A 17,750-nucleotide genomic window follows, 5' to 3' on the forward strand; every position below is an offset into this window, starting at 1 on the left:
TGAGTTGCCCCATGCTATTTAGCCGTCCTGGCGGGCTGTATATAAGATCATCTTGGCGGTGGGCGTCGCTCTACCCTGGCCTGAAACCGTGCGGCAGATACAGCCTTGGCGCGCCCTCTGCCTGGCCAAGCAACTGCCGTGCATGGTCATCCAGCGGGTTTCCAGCGAGCGCGACAATCGTGCGTTCACCCTCCAGGGTGTTGGCCGCCAGAACTTCGGCAGGCACGTGGGTCAGCAGATTGTCGCCGAGGTCGAGCAATTGCGTAGGCATCACGTCGTATAACCAAGCAGGCCACGCCTCTAGTCCGGTGTCGGCCAAGGTCAGCTGGTTCAGCCGGCGCTGCACCTGCACTGGCGCAACCAGGTCAGCGCTCAGGCGGTTGCCGGTCAGGTCCAGCAATTCCAGCGCTGGCAGGCGCAGCAGCAGTTCCAGCGTGGCGTTATCGATGACCAGGCCTTGGCCAACCAGCTCCAGTTCCGTCAAGGATGGCAGATGAACCAAGGCTTGCGGGACGCTGTGCAAGGCCTGGACATTGTCGTACAGCGCTAGGGTGACCAAGCGCGGAAACTGCCGCAGGCAACTGTCGAGCTGCTGCCGGCTCGCATCCAGTCCTTCCAGGATCAGATGATCGACATGCTCGGTATAGAAGGCAGGCAACTGAGGCGGGAAGTCTTCAAGCCGCACATCCAGCAAATGCAGCGGTGCACGGCCTAACTGGCGAACCCGCGCTTCCCAGAAATCGCTGAGATCGGTCGCGGTTTGCACTCTGCTGGCGGGTCCCTGCAGCGCCCACTGGTGCAGCGATGCTCGCAGCTCGATGCGCTGCGCCTGAAGAGTCGCCAGGTTGGCTTGAATGGGCGCCGACAGATCCAGGTTGAACACGAATGCCCGCGGCAGGCCGTCCTGGCTGAAGGCCAGGTGCTGTACCAGCGCCTCGGGCAACGGGTTGGCTTCAAGGGTGATCACGGTGCCAGGCCCTGCGCTCGGCGGGTTGAGTCTGAGGTAGCCCGGCACGGTGACAAGCGCATTCTCGCGTAGGGACAGGTACGCCACCTGGGCCATGAGGTCGGCGTTCAGCCATTGCGGCCACTGCATGAGCGACATGCGTTCCATGCCCAGATACTGCAAGCGCCATGCACTGGGCACGAATTCCCCTCCCTGGGCCAGCAGATTGCCGCCCAGGTCCAGCAGATCGAGGCGGGGCATGCGGGCCAGTCGATCGATTGCCTCTGGCGTCAGTAAGAGATTCTGGTTGATCAGGCGCAATTCTCTGAGCTGCGTAAAGTACGTGACGAGCAGATCCAGGTTGGCCTGTAGCTCGAACGGCGGTGCTTCAGCGGCGAAGGGACGATCGATTTCCAGCATCTGCACATTTGGAAAATGCCGGAACAGGTTTTCCAGCACTGCTCTGACGCGAGCATTGGGAAGATTGCCTGCCGGCGCATGGTCGATGGCGATGTCGTCCAGGTGCAGATGCCGAACCCCTTCGCCATAGCCAGGCGGGAAGTCGGTCGGGAACTCGGACAGGAACGTCTGGTTCAGGTACAGGGTGCCGTGTCCTGCATCGAATTCCGGAACGGCGGCGTGCATCCAGTGAGTCCACAAGGCATTTTCCAGGGTGTCGCGGCTGTAGCTGCTGAAGTTGGCATCGGCAATCGCGGGTGGGCTGGCGCGCCATTGATCCAGACTGGCCTGCAAGGTGACGGCACTGTCGGCCAGCTGTGCGAGCCTTGCATCGGCTTGCTCGTCGCTCAACGGCAGTTCCTGCAAGGCGCTGAGCAACTGGTTGGCGGTGGCGGGCGCGACGCCTATCTGGGTAAGCCGGACATACAGGCGAGTGAATCGGTCGAGCAGCGACAGGTCATCGACCCAGGGGGTGGGGCTCAACCGATAGCCGATCCGGCCATCGGCCAAGCGCATGGGCGATCTGAAGCTGGCCCGCTGCATGCCCAGCTGCTTGCGCAACATCCAGCGCGACAGATGCGGCCCCTGACGTAAACGTTCGAGCAACGCAGGAGCAGTGGCCAGTTCAGGGTCGTTCAATGCGTCGCACAGCGCGTGGGCCAGCGTGGCGTGCTGCTTGGCCACTGGCTCGGCGGGGAAGGGGGCAGTGCTGGTGTAGGCCGATCCGTAGCGCGTCACCAGGCGTACGGTCGCTGCCTGGTCATCGCCGATACTGGCGATAAGGCGCGGCTGGAACCTGCCTTCGTGCAGCTCGATCTTCAGGCCCTGGGGCATGCTCGGCAATTGGGCAACGCTGTACAGCATCAGCAGGTCCGTGTCTTCGCTGTGCACTGCCTGCAGATACAAGCCTTCATAAGCGCGCGCCAGGCGAATCTGCTGTTGGTAAAGGCGTACCTCTTCGCCCAGGCGCTTGGGCACCTTGCCCTGGGCGAGGGCCTGCACCTCGCTCGCCGAGGCCTGGCGCAGCAGTTCGTCGATGATTGGGGTGGGAAGGTTTGGGTAGATTCGCGTGATCAAGTCGGCGTGAGGGGACTGGCTAGCGGGCAGCGAACGATACTGGCGCAAGAATTCGGCATTGAGCTGAGCGGTCGAGCCGTGCGGATTCGCCGCCTCGATGGCGCTGTGGAGCCCGAAGCGCTGCAAGGTGTCTTCGAGCAAGGCTGGCAGGCGCAGGTTATCTGCCAGCGCGCGGCGCAGTACGTCTTCGTGGATGTCGCATACGTCCAGGATCTGTTGCAGCGTCTGCGAGTCGAACTGCGCGCTGAGATGGCCCATACGCCGCATCAGCCTCGGGCCGTCCCAGGTGCGCGGCTGTTCGCTCTCCAGGACCCAGCTGCCGGCACCGTTGTGCAAGGCCTCGGGCTGATAGGCGTTGGTCCGAGTGGGGTGCTCCAGCCGATAGCCGGCGGCGCTCTTGTTGATTGCATAGACTCGGTTTTCCACGGGCAGCCAGGTCTTGCCGGCATGATGGATCAGGCCTGATGCATCCGGCGCCAGGCCTGCAGGGAGCACGTGGTCATGGGCGAAGGGCGCGAGGTCGGGCTGCCACAGCCGCTGCTCGCCATCAGGCGATTCAACGGGCTTGAGCTCCTCGATGAATGACGGGGTTTCTACCGGGATGTGTTCGACCACCGGCCGTTCGCCGCCCTGGCCAGCGCCTGCCAGAGCCGCCATCAGGGCGAGGTTGTCGATCACGTCCATCAGGTAAGTCAGGGCCTGCTGGTGATCGCCGTCCAGCCAGCTGTCGATGCCCTCGAACGCTTCGTTGGCCAACTGCACGGCAGTGACACCGAGCATTACGGCGCCCAACGGTGGCAGGAACATCCCGGCGAAGTTAAGCACGTTGAGCGCGATGGCCTCGAAGTAGGCCAGGTGCCTTTGCGCGGTCTGCTGATCCTGGGCAGCGGTGGGCACAGCATGAAACAGCCCATCATCGCGCAAGCGCTTTTGCCGCTGGGTGGTGCGTTCTTCCATTATCGGCTTGGTGAAGGGGTGCACGTGCAGCCGTACTCGGGCATTGACGTCGGGCCTGCGCACTTTGAATTGACCCGTTTCGTCCCAGGTATAGGGTTCGAGCGTATCGGCGAGCTTTCCCAGAAAAGTGCTTCGGTCGCGGTCGGGCAGCAGTCCAGGGGCGCCGGGCTGCTTGAGCGCTGGCAGCTGCCGGGTCAGGAAAGCCTCAGCTTCGTCCCTGGAACCATGCTGCGTCAGAGGCTCAGGCATGCCAGGCAAGTACAGCACCACCCAGCCGTCATAGGGGTAGGTCGGCCCAGGCGGGAAGCGCCCGCCACCACTGGGGATGCGCGCATCGATGCCGATGGTCATGGCGCCGGTGAGAGTGGTATGCATCAGCTCGATGGCACCGCACAACAGCGAGCGCCCGTTGAGCTTGACCGGCTCGTCGCCGCCGAGCCGGAGCAAACTGTCGTGGATCAGCGGGTCGATCTTGCCGCGCAGCAGGGCGAGGTGCACCTGCAGTTTGAACGCCGAACGTTCGGCTGCGCTGAACACCTCGCGCACAGCCTCGGCATCGACGTGCCCGGCCGGTGGGTCGAGGGCATCGAGCATGAGCTGGTACTTGCCGCCGAGATCCAGCTCGCGTGCCAGGGCGGCGAATTCTTCGGCGGCAATGGCCAGCGGCATGGCTGTGGATAACAGGCTGACATCGTTGCTGTCGAGCAGGCACGAGGCCTGGTCGCCGGCTTTCAAGCCGTCCGGCTGGGCTTCGGAGGCCTCGAAGTTCTGCAGGGCGCTGTGCAGCAAGGACTGGGTCGCCAGCTGCAAGGCGCGGGCCGAAGTGGCGAAGGGATCGTCGCCCGGGCTGCCCAGTGCGGTTTTCAACGAGGCGGCACGGCTCAGGTTCATCAAGTAAGTGTTCGACACATCAAGCTTCAGCTCGAAGCGTTGCTCCAAGGCCGCCGTCAGCAAGCCCGTGGCGTAAGGCTCCAGCGCGGGAACGCCGGCCAGCAGCGCCTTGAGCGCGGCCTCGGCGTGCAGGTGTTCGGCATACGTGCTCATCAAGGCCTTGGCCACGTCGGGGTTGGCCAGGCAAGCAGCTTCCAGTTGCCGGTCGCGCTGATCGCTCAACTGGCGCATCAGTTGCCGATGTTCAGGTTCAAGGGTAGTCAGCCAGTCGGGGACTTTGCTGCTGACCAGGCGTTGGCGGGGATCAATGTCGCGGGCTACAGGTTTGGCATGATCGAACATCGGGCAATCTCTTGGCAGGGGATTGCCCGATGCTATTGAGCTGCCTGCACCGGCTGCACATAAGATGATCTTGCGCAGACGCATGCTCAAAGCGCAATTCAGGTTTATGATGGCCCACGGCCGACCCAACCTCACACGGAGTGCGCGATGCAGACCCTCTACCCGCAGATCAAACCCTACGCCCGGCACGATCTGGCCGTGGAAGCGCCGCATGTGCTGTATGTCGACGAAAGCGGCTCGCCAGAAGGGTTGCCTGTGGTATTCATCCACGGCGGACCGGGGGCGGGCTGCGATGCCCAGAGCCGCTGCTACTTCGACCCCAATCTGTACCGCATCATCACCTTCGACCAGCGCGGCTGTGGCCGCTCCACGCCCCATGCGAGCCTGGAAAACAACACCACCTGGCACCTGGTCGAAGACCTCGAGCGCATCCGCCAGCACCTGGGCATCGACAAGTGGGTGCTGTTCGGTGGTTCGTGGGGCTCGACGCTTGCCCTGGCCTACGCCCAGACTCACCCCGAGCGCGTCCACGGCCTGATCTTGCGCGGCATCTTCCTGTGCCGCCCGCAGGAAATCGAGTGGTTCTATCAGGCCGGCGCCAGCCGCATGTTCCCCGACTACTGGCAGGACTACATTGCGCCGATCCCGACCGACGAGCGCGACGACTTGGTCAAGGCGTTCCACAAGCGCCTGACCGGCAACGACCAGATCGCCCAGATGCACGCGGCCAAGGCCTGGTCCACCTGGGAAGGGCGCACCGCGACCCTGCGGCCGAATCCGCTGGTGGTCGATCGCTTCTCCGAGCCGCAGCGCGCGTTGTCGATTGCCCGCATCGAGTGTCACTACTTCATGAACAATGCGTTCCTGGAGCCGGACCAGTTGATTCGCGACATGCCTCGCATCGCCCACCTGCCGGCGGTGATCGTGCACGGTCGCTATGACGTCATCTGCCCGCTGGATAACGCCTGGGAGCTGCATCAGGCCTGGCCCAACAGCGAACTGAAGGTGATTCGTGATGCAGGCCACGCCGCTTCCGAGCCTGGCATTACCGACGCCCTGGTCCGCGCTGCCGACCAAATGGCCCGGCGTCTGCTCGACCTGCCTCTGGAAGAAGCATGAAGGGCTTGCTGCAACGGGTACGCAGCGCACGGGTGGAAGTCGCCGGTGAAGTCGTCGGCGCCATCGACCAGGGCCTGTTGGTGCTGGTCGCGGTCGAGCCTGGGGACACCCGCGAGCACGCCGACAAATTGCTGCACAAGCTGCTCAACTACCGGGTGTTCAGCGATGCTCAGGGCAAGATGAACCTGTCGCTCAAGGATGTCGCGGGCGGCTTGCTGCTGGTCTCGCAGTTCACCCTGGCCGCCGACACCCGCAGCGGCATGCGCCCAAGCTTTTCCAGCGCAGCGCCACCGGCGCTGGGCGCCGAATTGTTCGACTATCTACTGGCCCAGGCGCAGGGCCAGCATGAGGTGGTTGCCAGCGGGCAGTTCGGCGCGGACATGCAGGTGCACCTGGTCAATGATGGCCCTGTGACATTCTTGTTACAAATATGAGGTCGAAAAACCCCTTGTAAGTAGGAAAACAAGGGGTTTTGTACGATAAATAGTTGGTCCAGCCTGATGCGTTGTAACGCGACCTGCTGGATAATCGCGCGCTGCGTGAGCCTGCATTCGCAGGTTCGTTTCACTCTGACTCGAGCACTACCAGGACCTGTTTGGGGAATCATTACGCCCTCATGGGGTCCGAACAGTGCTCGCCAACCCGGCATTTGTCGCTGGCCGTTGGTTTCATGATCTGTTTTCGGCGAGGGTTGCTCGTGATTGTTAGTCCCCAAAAAGCATCAAGAATCCCCGGCAGCGGGCTGCGCAAGGCCCTGATGGCCAGTGTGGCATTGCTCGGCCTGATGAGCGCGGGCCAGCTGTGGGCATTCAATCTTGACGATGTTGCAGCCAAGGCAAAGGATCTGGCCGGCCAAAAGTACGAAGCACCGAAGAGCAATCTGCCGGCGGTGTTCCGCGACATGAAGTTCGCCGACTACCAGAAGATCCACTTCCTGCAGGAAAAGGCCGAGTGGGCCCAGGACAAGACCCCGTTCAAGCTGTCCTTCTATCACCAGGGCATGCACTTCGACACGCCGGTGAAAATCAACGAAGTGACCGCCACCAAGGTCGAGGAAATCAAGTACGACCCGAGCCGCTTCGAGTTCGGTGACGTGCCCCATGATCCGGAAACCACCAAGAACCTTGGCTACGCCGGCTTCCGCGTGTTGTATCCGATCAACAAGGCCGACAAGCAGGACGAGATCATGACCCTGCTTGGCGCCAGCTATTTCCGCGTGGTCGGCAAGGGCCATGTGTACGGTTTGTCGGCCCGCGGCCTTGCCATCGACACGGCGTTGCCGTCGGGTGAAGAATTCCCGCGTTTCACCGAATTCTGGGTCGAGAAGCCCAAGCCAACCGACAAGCACCTGGTGATCTACGCCTTGCTTGACTCGCCACGTTCCACCGGTGCCTACAAGCTGATCCTGCGTCCGGGCAGCGACACGGTGGTGGATGTGCAATCGCGGGTGTTCCTGCGCGAGCAAGTCAGCCGCCTGGGCATCGCGCCGTTGACCAGCATGTTCCTGTTCGGCCCCAACCAGCCGTCCAAGGTGCTGAACTACCGTCCAGCGCTGCACGACTCCGAAGGCCTGTCCATTCATGCGGGCAACGGCGAGTGGATCTGGCGTCCGCTGAACAACCCGAAACACCTGGCGGTCAGCAACTTCAGCGTGGAAAACCCCCGTGGCTTCGGCCTGATGCAGCGTCAGCGCGCCTTCAGCGACTTCGAAGACCTGGACGACAACTACCAGAAGCGTCCAAGCGCCTGGATCGAGCCGAAGGGCGACTGGGGTAAAGGCACCGTCGACCTGGTCGAGATTCCGACCGCCGATGAGACCAACGACAACATCGTGGCGTTCTGGAGCCCTGAGAAACTGCCTGAGCCTGGCAAGCCGTTCGAGTACGCCTACCGTCTGCACTGGACCATCAATGAGGCGCCATTCCAGGCCGCCGACCTGGGTTCGGTCAAGCAGACCCTGCGTTCGACCGGTGACGTCAAGCAGTCCAACCTGATTCGTCAGCCTGACGGCAGCGTTGCCTTCCTGGTCGACTTCGCCGGCCCAGCCCTGGCGGCGTTGCCGGAAGACACCGCCGTGCGTAGCCAGATCAGTGTCGGCGACAACGCCGAGGTGGTCGAGAACAACCTGCGCTATAACCCAGAAACCAAGGGCTGGCGCCTGACCCTGCGGTTGAAGGTCAAGGAAGCCAACAAGTCGACTGAAATGCGCGCAGCCCTGGTGCGTGACGTGCCGGTCGAAGCTGCCAAGCCTGCCGCCGAGGCCAAGCAGGAAAAGGCTGCGGCCAAGCATGCCAAGCACGACAAGACCGCCAAGGCTCCTGCTACCGAGGCCGAACAACCTGCCGCCGATGCGGCGTCCACCAACGGGGCCCCGGCCACCACTGAGCAAGTGCTGACCGAGACCTGGAGCTATCAGTTGCCTGCCGATGAGTAACTCAAGCGCACGGCCAGAATCGCTTGGCGAATATCTGGCCCACCTCCCCCTGAGCGATGAGCAGCGCGCGGAACTCGCCAGCTGCACGTCGTTCGGTGAGCTGCACCAACGCCTGGCAGCCCGCCCGGCTGCCCACCCCACCGAGGCCGTGCAGGCTTCGGTCGGCCCGCGCCTGACCGTGGGCAGCGCCGCCGAGCTCGAGGACGCCGAGATGCTCGGCGTCGACGGCAACGGTCGGCTGTGCCTGAAGATCGCCCCGCCGATCAAACGCACCAAGGTCGTGCCCGAGCCATGGCGCACCAACGTGCTGATCCGCATGTGGCGGCGCCTGACCGGTCGCCCGAACGCGCCACAGCCGCCCAAGCGCGAGCTACCGGCCGCGCGCTGGCGCACCGTGGGTTCGATCCGCCGCTACATCCTGCTCACCTTGATGATCGGCCAGACCATCGTCGCCGGTTGGTACATGAAGGGCATCCTGCCGTACCAGGGCTGGTCGTTCGTCGATTTCAGCGAAATCGTCAACCAGCCGCTGTGGGACACAGTCGTGCAGGTTTGGCCATATGCGTTGCAGACGTCGATCCTGATATTGTTCGGGATACTCTTCTGTTGGGTTTCGGCTGGGTTCTGGACGGCCCTGATGGGCTTTCTCGAGCTGCTCACCGGGCGCGACAAGTACAAGATTTCCGGCAGCAGCGCCGGTAACGAGCCGATCGCTCCCGAGGCGCGCACCGCGCTGGTGATGCCGATCTGCAACGAGGACGTACCACGGGTGTTCGCAGGCCTGCGGGCGACCTTCGAGTCGGTGGCCGCCAGCGGCAACCTCGACCGCTTCGATTTCTTCGTGCTCAGCGACACCAACGACACCGACATCGCCGTGGCCGAGCAGCAGGCCTGGTTGGACGTCTGCCGCGAGACCAAAGGCTTTGGCCGGATTTTCTATCGCCGCCGGCGGCGCCGGGTCAAGCGCAAGAGCGGCAACCTCGACGACTTCTGCCGTCGCTGGGGTGGCGACTACAAGTACATGGTGGTGCTCGACGCCGACAGCGTCATGAGCGGCGAATGCCTGAGCAGCCTGGTGCGCCTGATGGAGGCCAATCCGGATGCCGGCATCATCCAGACCGGGCCGAAGGCCTCGGGCATGGACACCCTGTATGCGCGCATGCAGCAGTTCGCCACGCGCGTCTACGGGCCGCTGTTCACCGCCGGCCTGCATTTCTGGCAGCTCGGTGAATCGCACTACTGGGGCCATAACGCGATCATTCGCATGAAGCCCTTCATCGAGCATTGCGCATTGGCGCCGCTGCCGGGCAAAGGCGCCTTCGCCGGTGCCATTCTTTCCCATGACTTCGTCGAGGCCGCCTTGATGCGGCGCGCCGGTTGGGGGGTGTGGATCGCCTACGACTTGCCAGGCAGCTACGAGGAATTGCCGCCGAACCTGCTCGATGAACTCAAGCGCGATCGGCGCTGGTGCCACGGCAACCTGATGAACTTCCGCCTGTTCCTGGTCAAGGGCATGCACCCGGTGCACCGTGCGGTGTTCCTGACCGGCGTGATGTCCTACCTGTCGGCGCCGTTGTGGTTCCTGTTCCTGGTGTTGTCCACCGCGTTGCTGGCGACCAACACGTTGATGGAGCCGCAGTATTTCATCGAGCCCTACCAGCTGTATCCGCTGTGGCCACAATGGCACCCGGAAAAAGCCGTGGCGCTGTTCTCGACCACCATCGTCCTGCTGTTCCTGCCCAAGCTGCTGAGCGTCATTCTGATCTGGGCCAAGGGTGCGGTCGAATACGGTGGGCGGATCAAGGTCACCCTGTCGATGCTGATGGAGATGCTGTTCTCGATGCTCCTGGCACCGGTGCGGATGATCTTCCACACCCGCTTCGTGCTGGCGGCGTTTCTTGGCTGGGCTGCAACCTGGAACTCGCCGCAGCGTGACGACGACTCCACGCCGTGGAGTGAGGCGGTGCGCCGCCATGGTCCGCAGACCTTGCTGGGCTTTGCCTGGGCAGCATTGGTGGCGTGGCTGAACCCGAGCTTCCTGTGGTGGCTGGCACCGATCGTCGGCTCGCTGCTGCTGTCGATCCCGGTGTCGGTGATCTCCAGTCGCACGCGCCTGGGCCTGGCGGCCAAGGACGAAAAGCTGTTCCTGATCCCCGAGGAATACGCCACTCCGCAGGAGTTGCTGGCTACCGACCAGTACACCCACGAAAACCGCTGGCACGCCCTGCACGACGGCTTCGTGCGGGCAGTGGTCGACCCGCGGCAGAATGCCCTAGCCTGCGCCATGGCCACCGCCCGGCACGGTCATGCCGCACCGATCGAAGCCATGCGCGCCGAGCGCGTGGCCAAGGCCCTTGAGGTCGGGCCGCAAGGGCTGGACCTGGCGACGCGCCTGGCCTTGATCAGCGACCCGGTGGCCTTGAGCCGCCTGCACGAGCAGGTATGGGCCCAGCACAATGCAGCCTGGATCGATGTGTGGCGCGCGTCGATCAGCAACGATCCCCACGCTCCGCTGCTGCCACTGCACCCGGAGAATCAAGGCCAACCGACACTCGCCGGCGCCTGATCGACCCTAGGGCCGCTGCTACAGGGATATGTACTGCCTTGTAGCAGCGGCCTTGCGTCGGGAACTCAGGGTCGAACCCTCGCCAGCAATGTCCCCGCATGATGGATTTTGGCCAACAAAGTCCCCCCCGGCTCTAGGTCCCCGGGCCGCCATGCGTTAGCATCCCTCTCCGATACGACGCATCGGCCGGTACGGTCGTGCCAACACAATAAGATTCGCTCTTTTCTTGCTAGGGGACTTGGTGATGATCAAGAAATACCTTTCGCGGCTGCTGGTCGGTGTCACCGCCCTGGTCGCCGTGACTGCGGCGCAGGCTGGCGCCATCGATGAGGCGGTCAAGCGCGGCACCTTGCGGGTCGGCATGGACCCCACCTACATGCCGTTCCAGATGACCAACAAGCGCGGCGAGATCATCGGCTTCGAAGTCGACATCCTCAAAGCCATGGCCAAGTCCATGGGCGTCAAGTTCGAGGCGGTATCCACGGCGTATGACGGCATCATCCCAGCCCTGCTGACCGACAAGTTCGACATCATCGGCAGCGGCATGACCTTGACCCAGGAACGTAACCTGCGCCTGAACTTCAGCGAACCGTTCATCGTGGTCGGCCAGACCCTGCTGATCCGCAAGGAGCTGGCGGGCGAGATCAAGACCTACAAAGACCTGAACAACGAGAAGTACCGCCTGACCTCCAAGCTCGGCACCACCGGTGAGATGGTCGCCAAGAAGTTGATCGGCAAGGCCAAGTATCATGGCTACGACAACGAGCAGGAAGCGGTGATGGACGTGGTCAACGGCAAGGCCGATGCTTTTGTCTATGATGCCCCCTACAACGTGGTAGCGGTCGAGAAGGCCGGTGCCGGCAAGCTGGCGTTCCTCGAAGAGCCCTTCACCTACGAACCGCTGGCCTTCGGTCTGAAGAAAGGCGATTACGACAGCATCAACTTCATCAACAATTTCCTGCACCAGATCAAGCATGACGGGACCTACGATCGTATTCACGACAAGTGGTTCAAGAACAAAGACTGGCTCAAAGAAATGGAATAAAAGGCAGCTCCAAGCCGCAAGCTGCAAGCCACCTGCAACGGCGGACCGGTAACGGTTGCGCTTTGGCGGATGGCTTGTAGCTTGCGGCTTGCCGCTTTCTGGAGTTACCCCGTGATCAAACACAACAAAGCCCAGTGGCCCTGGCATGGCTTGACGGCGCTGGTCCTGGTGGGCCTGGCGGTCAGCCTGTACATGGCTACCTCGATGATTTCCTACGAGTGGCGCTGGAACCGCGTTCCCCAGTATTTCGCCTACAAGGCCGAAGAAGTGCAACGCGCTGCCAACTATGGCAGCGTGCAGGAGATCGTGGTGTCTGGTGATACCGCGCAGGTCACGCTCAAGGATGAAAACGGCGAGCAACAGGTGCTCGAGGTGGCGGCGGACAGCCTGCAACTGAGCCGTGGCGATGACGTCTCCGAGGGCGACCAGATCGGTGTGACCCGACACTGGGCGGCGGGGCCGTTGGCCTGGGGGCTATGGACCACGCTGTGGATTTCGGTGGTTTCCGGCGCGCTGGGGCTGGTAATCGGCCTGTTCGCCGGGTTGTGCAGGTTGTCCGGTAACCCGACCTTGCGCGACCTGTCGACGGTATATGTCGAACTGGTACGCGGCACGCCGCTGCTGGTGCAGATCTTCATCTTCTACTTCTTCATCGGCACGGTGCTCAACCTTTCGCGCGAGTTTGCCGGGGTGGCTGCGCTGGCCTTGTTCACGGGCGCCTATGTGGCAGAAATCGTCCGTGCAGGGGTACAGTCGATCGCCAAGGGGCAGAACGAAGCGGCTCGCTCGCTGGGCCTCAATGCGGGCCAGTCGATGCGCCATGTGATCCTGCCGCAAGCGTTCAAGCGTGTGCTGCCACCGCTGGCCGGTCAGTTCATCAGCCTGGTCAAGGACACCTCGCTGGTGTCGGTGATCGCCATCACCGAGCTGACCAAAAGTGGTCGCGAGGCCATTACCACATCGTTTTCGACGTTCGAGATCTGGTTCTGCGTGGCAGGCCTGTATCTGCTGATCAACCTGCCGCTGTCGCATATCGCCAGTCGGCTCGAGCGGAGGCTTGCGCAAAGTGATTGAAGTCCGGGATCTGCTCAAAGTCTTCGACACCCGCGGGCAGGTGGTGCGCGCTGTGGATAACGTCACCACCCAGGTGGCCAAGGGCGAAGTGGTGGTGGTACTCGGCCCGTCCGGCTCGGGCAAGTCGACCTTCCTGCGCTGCCTCAATGGCCTGGAGCATTTCGATCAGGGCCACGTGGCCATCAACGGTTTGCAGCTGGCCGATGCCAAGACCGACATCAATGCCTACCGCCGCGAGGTGGGCATGGTATTCCAGCACTTCAACCTGTTCCCGCACATGACCGTGCTGGAAAACCTGTGCCTGGCGCAGAAAGTGGTGCGCAAGCGCAACAAGGCCGAGCGCGAGGCCAAGGCGCGTGCGTTGCTGGCAAAAGTCGGCATCGCCGAGAAAGCCAACGAATACCCTTCGCGTCTTTCCGGAGGCCAGCAGCAGCGTGTGGCGATCGCCCGAGCCCTGGCGATGGAACCCAAGGTCATGCTGTTCGACGAACCCACCTCGGCGCTCGACCCGGAAATGGTCGGTGAGGTGCTGGATGTGATGAAGACCTTGGCCCAGGAAGGCATGACCATGGTCTGCGTCACCCACGAGATGGGCTTTGCCCGCGAAGTGGCCGATCGGGTGTTGTTCTTCGATCACGGCAAGTTGCTGGAAGACTCGCCCCCCGCGCAATTCTTCGCCGCACCCAAGGACCCCCGCGCCCAAGCGTTCCTGCGCCAGGTGCTATAGCGGCGCCCAGGCAATGGGGCGAGGGTACACTCGCCCTGCTGCACACCTGGGTCAAAGGTTGAAGCGCCCGACCATCCCGCGCAATTGCTGACCCAAGTGCTCCAGTTCGCCGCTGGAGTGCGCTGTCTGTTCACTCGCCGCACTGGTCTGGTCCGACACGTCACGGACACTGATCACGCTGCGGTTGATCTGCTCGGCGACCACGCTCTGCTGCTCGCTGGCCGTGGCGATCTGCTGGTTCATGCCCTGGATGCTCGACACCGTATCGGTGATCTGGCTCAGCGCATCGCCGGCCTTGCGGCTCAATTCGACGCTCTGCTCGGTCAGGTTCTTGCTGCTGTCGAGCAGGCGCGTTACCTCGTCGGTACCGCTGTGCAAACTGTCGATCAGCTGGCCGATTTCTTCGGTGGCCGATGAAGTGCGTTGGGCCAGCCCCCGTACTTCATCGGCCACCACCGCGAAGCCGCGGCCCGCTTCACCGGCGCGCGCCGCCTCGATCGCGGCGTTGAGGGCCAGCAGATTGGTCTGCTCGGATACCGACTTGATCACATCCAGGATGCTGCCGATGCGCTGGCTTTCACCGGCGAGGTGCTGCATGGCCGCCAGGCAGTGGTCCATCTGCCCGGCCAATTGCTCGATACGGCCGATCGCTTCGCCCACCACCTGGTCACCAAGCTGCGCCTGGCTATCGGCAGTAGTAGCGGCGAACGAGGCTTGTTCGGCGTTCTGCGCCACTTCCTGGACGGTGGCGCTCATCTGGTTCATGGCCGTGGCGACCTGGTCGGTTTCCTCGCGCTGCTGGTTGATGCGCAGCTTGGTGTCCTCGCTGTTGGCTGCAAGCTGCGAGGCCGCCTGCGACAGTTGGCCCACGCCATGATCGATCCCGCCGATCAGCTCGCGCAGGCTCAGGGTCATTTCCCGCATGCTGGACTGCAGCTGGCCCATTTCGTCATGCCGATGCACTTCATCGACCTGGCTCAGGTCGCCCTTGGCGATGCGCGCAGCTTGTGCAAGGGTCTGGCGCAGCGGCTGCGTGATCTGCTGGGTGATCAACCAGGCCGCGATCACCCCGACCAGCAGGGCAAGCAGGGCGACTGTGGTCAGCAACGAGCGCGCCGCTACCGCTTCGCTATCGCGCTGTTCGACTTTACGCTCGCCCAATTGCAGGGTCAGGGTGTTGAGCCGATCGCCGATGCCTTCCATCTCGATCTGCAATTGCTCGGCACGTACCGCGACCCGCCGGTATTGCTCGAGACTGGCGCGATACTTGGCCAGCTCGACGCCGGGCTGCTCTGTCAGGGCGCGTGACAAGCCCAGCCCGGCCAGGCCCTTGAGCATCTGGCCAAGGCTGGCATCGGCGGCGTCCAGGGCCGCATCACCGACCTTGGCGAATGACTCGACGGGCTCGAAGCTGTAGGCCGGCATCTGGCTCTGCTGGCTGGCAGCGTCAACATGGCGGCTGAGCGAATCCATCATCCCAAGCACATTGCCTTGGGCATCGGCGGGCATTTTCAGCAACGCTTGGGTTTGCAGGTCGTCGATGACCTTCACCAGCTTCTGCGCCTGGGCCAGCATCGTGTCGCGCAGGGCGCTGCGGTTGGCCACGACTTTCTGCAGTTCAACGAAGTCTTCGCGCAGCCGCTCGACCAGTTCCAGGTTGGCGGTGATGGCCTTGCGCGACTCCTCGACCGTGGAGCGCTGCTGCATCATGCTCAGCATGCTGTCCAACTGGCCGATGATTTTCTGGATGCGCGCTTTGCTGACGTCATCGCCCAATACCCGAAAGGTGATGCGTTCTGCGCGCATGTCCTTGACGAAGTCGGTGAGCTGGCCAATCTCGCTGAGCTGTTCGGAGCGGATGATGGCGTCATCCAGGGCCCGCCAGCCGCTGATGGTGGTGGCCAGGGTGAGCACCAGCACGATGGCGAAGCCCAAGGCGAGCTTGAGGGCCACGCCGACATTGCCGAGCCTGCGGTTGAGGTAGCTGAACATGGTGTGTCTCCGTCCATATGAAAAGGATGAAGTGCTGGCACATGGCCGGCAGTCCATCCCGTGTCATCGGCGCAGAGACTGTAGGACTTGACCTGATAATCAGGTAGGACGCTTCCCAAGCGGCTGTAGGAAAAGTTACCCGGCGACAGCGGCCACCGGGCGCGGGCCGTCCCGCTTCAGAGCCTGAAGCGCCCGACCAGGCCTTGCAGGTGCGTCCCCAAGCGTGCCAGTTCGACGCTTGAGCTGGCGGTTTCTTCACTCGCGGCCGAGGTCTGGTCGGAAATGTCACGCACGTTCATCACGCTGCGATTGATTTCCTCGGCGGTGGCGCTCTGTTGCTCTGCCGCAGTGGCTATCTGCTGGTTCATCGCCTGGATGGACGATACCGTGTGGGTGATCGTCTCAAGCGAGGAGCCGGCGCGCCGGGTCAGCTCGACGCTGCTGTCGGTCAACTGGCGGCTGGCGTCCATGACGCTGGCTACCCGCTGGGTGCCACTTTGCAGGCCGGCAATCAACTCTTCGATTTCTTCGGTGGATTGCTGGGTGCGCTGGGCCAGGCTGCGCACCTCATCGGCGACCACGGCGAAACCACGCCCGGCCTCTCCGGCGCGCGCTGCTTCGATCGCTGCGTTGAGGGCCAGCAGGTTGGTCTGCTGGGCCACCGACTTGATGACATCCAGCACGCTGCCGATCTTGTCGCTTTCCGCCTTGAGCTGATTCATCGCCTCACTGGAGTTGACCACTTCGCTGGCCAGGCGCTCGATCTGGTTGACCACTTCGCTGACCACCCGATCACCTTCACGGGCCTGCTGGTCGGCCATCGCTGCGGCCTCGGAAGCTTGTTCGGCGTTGCGCGCCACTTCATGCACGGTAGCGGCCATCTCGTTCATGGCGGTGGCGACCTGATCGGTCTCGACCTTCTGATTGTTGACCCCGGCGCTGGTCTGCTCGGTGACGGCCGACAGCTGCTCGGCAGCACTGGCGATCTGGGTTACGCCGTCACCAATGCCGCCGATCAGCTCGCGCAAGCCCTGGGTCATGCGCTGCATGCTCGCTTGCAACTGGCCCAGCTCGTCACGACGGTTGGTTGGCAGGTCCTGGCGCAGGTCGCCGTTGGCCACGCGTTCGGCAGCGGCAAGGGTCTGGCGCAGCGGGACGATGATCTGCCGGGTGATGATCCAGGCCGCCAGCAGGCCCAGCGCCAGCGCCAGGGCAGTGGCACTGCCGAGCAAGACCTTGGCTTGGCGGGTGCCGGCATCGCGGACTTCGGTCTGCGAAACGGTCATCGCTTCACTGGTCTGCAACAATACCGAACCTTGCTCAGCCATCTGCTGCAGGGCCTGTTCGCTGGCGCTCTGGGCGTTGCCGAACTGGGTCACGGCATCGCGGTAGGCTGCCAGTGCATTGGCTGAATCATCCAGACTGGCCGCGTACTCGGCCGGTAGCCGCGCTGGCAGCGCTTTCAAGTCGGCCAGGGCCTGATCGATGGCCTGTAGGGCGGTCTGCTGGTAATCGGCATTACCGCTGTAGGTGTAGCCGCGGACCTGGAAGCGCGCTTGTTGCACCAGGCTACTGACCGCTACGGCAGCCTGATACTGACTGATGTCGCCGCCTTGCAACAGCCGCTGCTGCACACGGGCGATCAACTCAGCGGCCTTGTCGGCGCTGTCGCCCAGCACGCCGCGCGCGGCATCGCGGCGCTGGCCTGCCTGCTTGATGTCGTTGAACGCTTGGCGGTATTTGCCCACGGCGACCTGCTGTTGCTGCAGGCGCTGGCGATCGGTCGGCTGCTCGATCTGCTCGAGCATCTTGGTGATCTGCCGCTCCAGGTTGGCTAATGACTTGTCCAGCTCACCGAGTGCGGCTTCGTTGCGGTCGCGCTGATACTGCTGGCGGGCGATGCGCAGCTCCTGGGTGTATTGGTGGATCACCGAGATGTTGCCCAGCTTGTCGCCGCGCGCGGTCACGCCATTGAGGCCTTGCCAACCGGTGAAGGTAATGGCCAGCGTGAGCAGTAGTACCAGGCCAAAGCCCAGGCCAAGCTTGCGATTGACGCTAGTGTTGCCTAGCGATTGGGTTAACCACTGATACATGTTCTATCCCCCGGCAGTGTGGCAGCAC

At 63.1% G+C, this 17,750-nt stretch carries 10 protein-coding genes and 1 pseudogene; 7 read left to right on the top strand and 4 right to left on the bottom strand.

From position 1 onward, the window contains the following. Positions 1–70: 70 nt before the first annotated feature. Positions 71–4,672, bottom strand: a complete 4,602-nt coding sequence (locus tag FS665_RS14570) for a dermonecrotic toxin domain-containing protein (protein WP_145189620.1) — start codon at positions 4,670–4,672, stop codon at positions 71–73. 147 nt (positions 4,673–4,819) lie between these two features. Here FS665_RS14570 and pip point away from each other — a divergent pair, with 147 nt between their 5' ends. The 7 genes from pip to FS665_RS14605 all read left to right on the top strand — a co-directional run bounded on the left by pip (position 4,820) and on the right by FS665_RS14605 (position 13,637). After that, positions 4,820–5,791: a prolyl aminopeptidase gene (gene pip / locus FS665_RS14575; RefSeq protein ID WP_145189623.1), complete on the top strand. Its 972-nt coding sequence runs from the start codon at positions 4,820–4,822 to the stop codon at positions 5,789–5,791. Further along, positions 5,788–6,225: a D-aminoacyl-tRNA deacylase gene (gene dtd / locus FS665_RS14580; RefSeq protein ID WP_145189626.1), complete on the top strand. Its 438-nt coding sequence runs from the start codon at positions 5,788–5,790 to the stop codon at positions 6,223–6,225. Before pip ends, dtd begins: the two co-directional genes overlap by 4 nt. A gap of 323 nt (positions 6,226–6,548) precedes the next feature. Further along, positions 6,549–8,225 (top strand): glucan biosynthesis protein G, encoded by a 1,677-nt coding sequence (locus FS665_RS14585; protein WP_145190284.1) that lies wholly within the window; start codon positions 6,549–6,551, stop codon positions 8,223–8,225. After that, positions 8,218–10,791 (top strand): glucans biosynthesis glucosyltransferase MdoH, encoded by a 2,574-nt coding sequence (gene mdoH, locus FS665_RS14590; RefSeq protein WP_145189629.1) that lies wholly within the window; start codon positions 8,218–8,220, stop codon positions 10,789–10,791. Before FS665_RS14585 ends, mdoH begins: the two co-directional genes overlap by 8 nt. A gap of 247 nt (positions 10,792–11,038) precedes the next feature. Next, on the top strand, positions 11,039–11,836 hold the full coding sequence (locus FS665_RS14595; protein WP_145190287.1) for a transporter substrate-binding domain-containing protein: 798 nt from the start codon (positions 11,039–11,041) through the stop codon (positions 11,834–11,836). 114 nt (positions 11,837–11,950) lie between these two features. Then, positions 11,951–12,910 (top strand): amino acid ABC transporter permease, encoded by a 960-nt coding sequence (locus FS665_RS14600; protein ID WP_371921278.1) that lies wholly within the window; start codon positions 11,951–11,953, stop codon positions 12,908–12,910. Continuing rightward, positions 12,903–13,637 carry an amino acid ABC transporter ATP-binding protein gene (locus FS665_RS14605; RefSeq protein ID WP_145190289.1) on the top strand — a complete coding sequence of 245 codons (735 nt, stop codon included), beginning with the start codon at positions 12,903–12,905 and terminating at the stop codon, positions 13,635–13,637. The genes FS665_RS14600 and FS665_RS14605 overlap by 8 nt, the downstream gene beginning before the upstream one ends. A 51-nt stretch (positions 13,638–13,688) precedes the next feature. Here FS665_RS14605 and FS665_RS23945 read toward each other — a convergent pair whose 3' ends face one another. From FS665_RS23945 to FS665_RS14615, 3 genes and pseudogenes are all read right to left on the bottom strand, one after another. Next, positions 13,689–14,402 (bottom strand): methyl-accepting chemotaxis protein, encoded by a 714-nt coding sequence (locus tag FS665_RS23945; RefSeq protein ID WP_371921279.1) that lies wholly within the window; start codon positions 14,400–14,402, stop codon positions 13,689–13,691. Positions 14,403–14,435: 33 nt separating this feature from the next. Beyond that, a pseudogene (locus FS665_RS23950) lies at positions 14,436–15,686 on the bottom strand (methyl-accepting chemotaxis protein); the annotation flags it as partial. A 119-nt stretch (positions 15,687–15,805) separates the two neighbouring features. Further along, positions 15,806–17,722, bottom strand: coding sequence for a methyl-accepting chemotaxis protein (locus tag FS665_RS14615; protein WP_145189638.1), 1,917 nt, complete (start codon positions 17,720–17,722; stop codon positions 15,806–15,808). Between the last annotated feature and the right edge of the window lie 28 nt (positions 17,723–17,750).

Source organism: Pseudomonas sp. URMO17WK12:I11, assembly GCF_007677725.1.
Lineage (GTDB): Bacteria > Pseudomonadota > Gammaproteobacteria > Pseudomonadales > Pseudomonadaceae > Aquipseudomonas.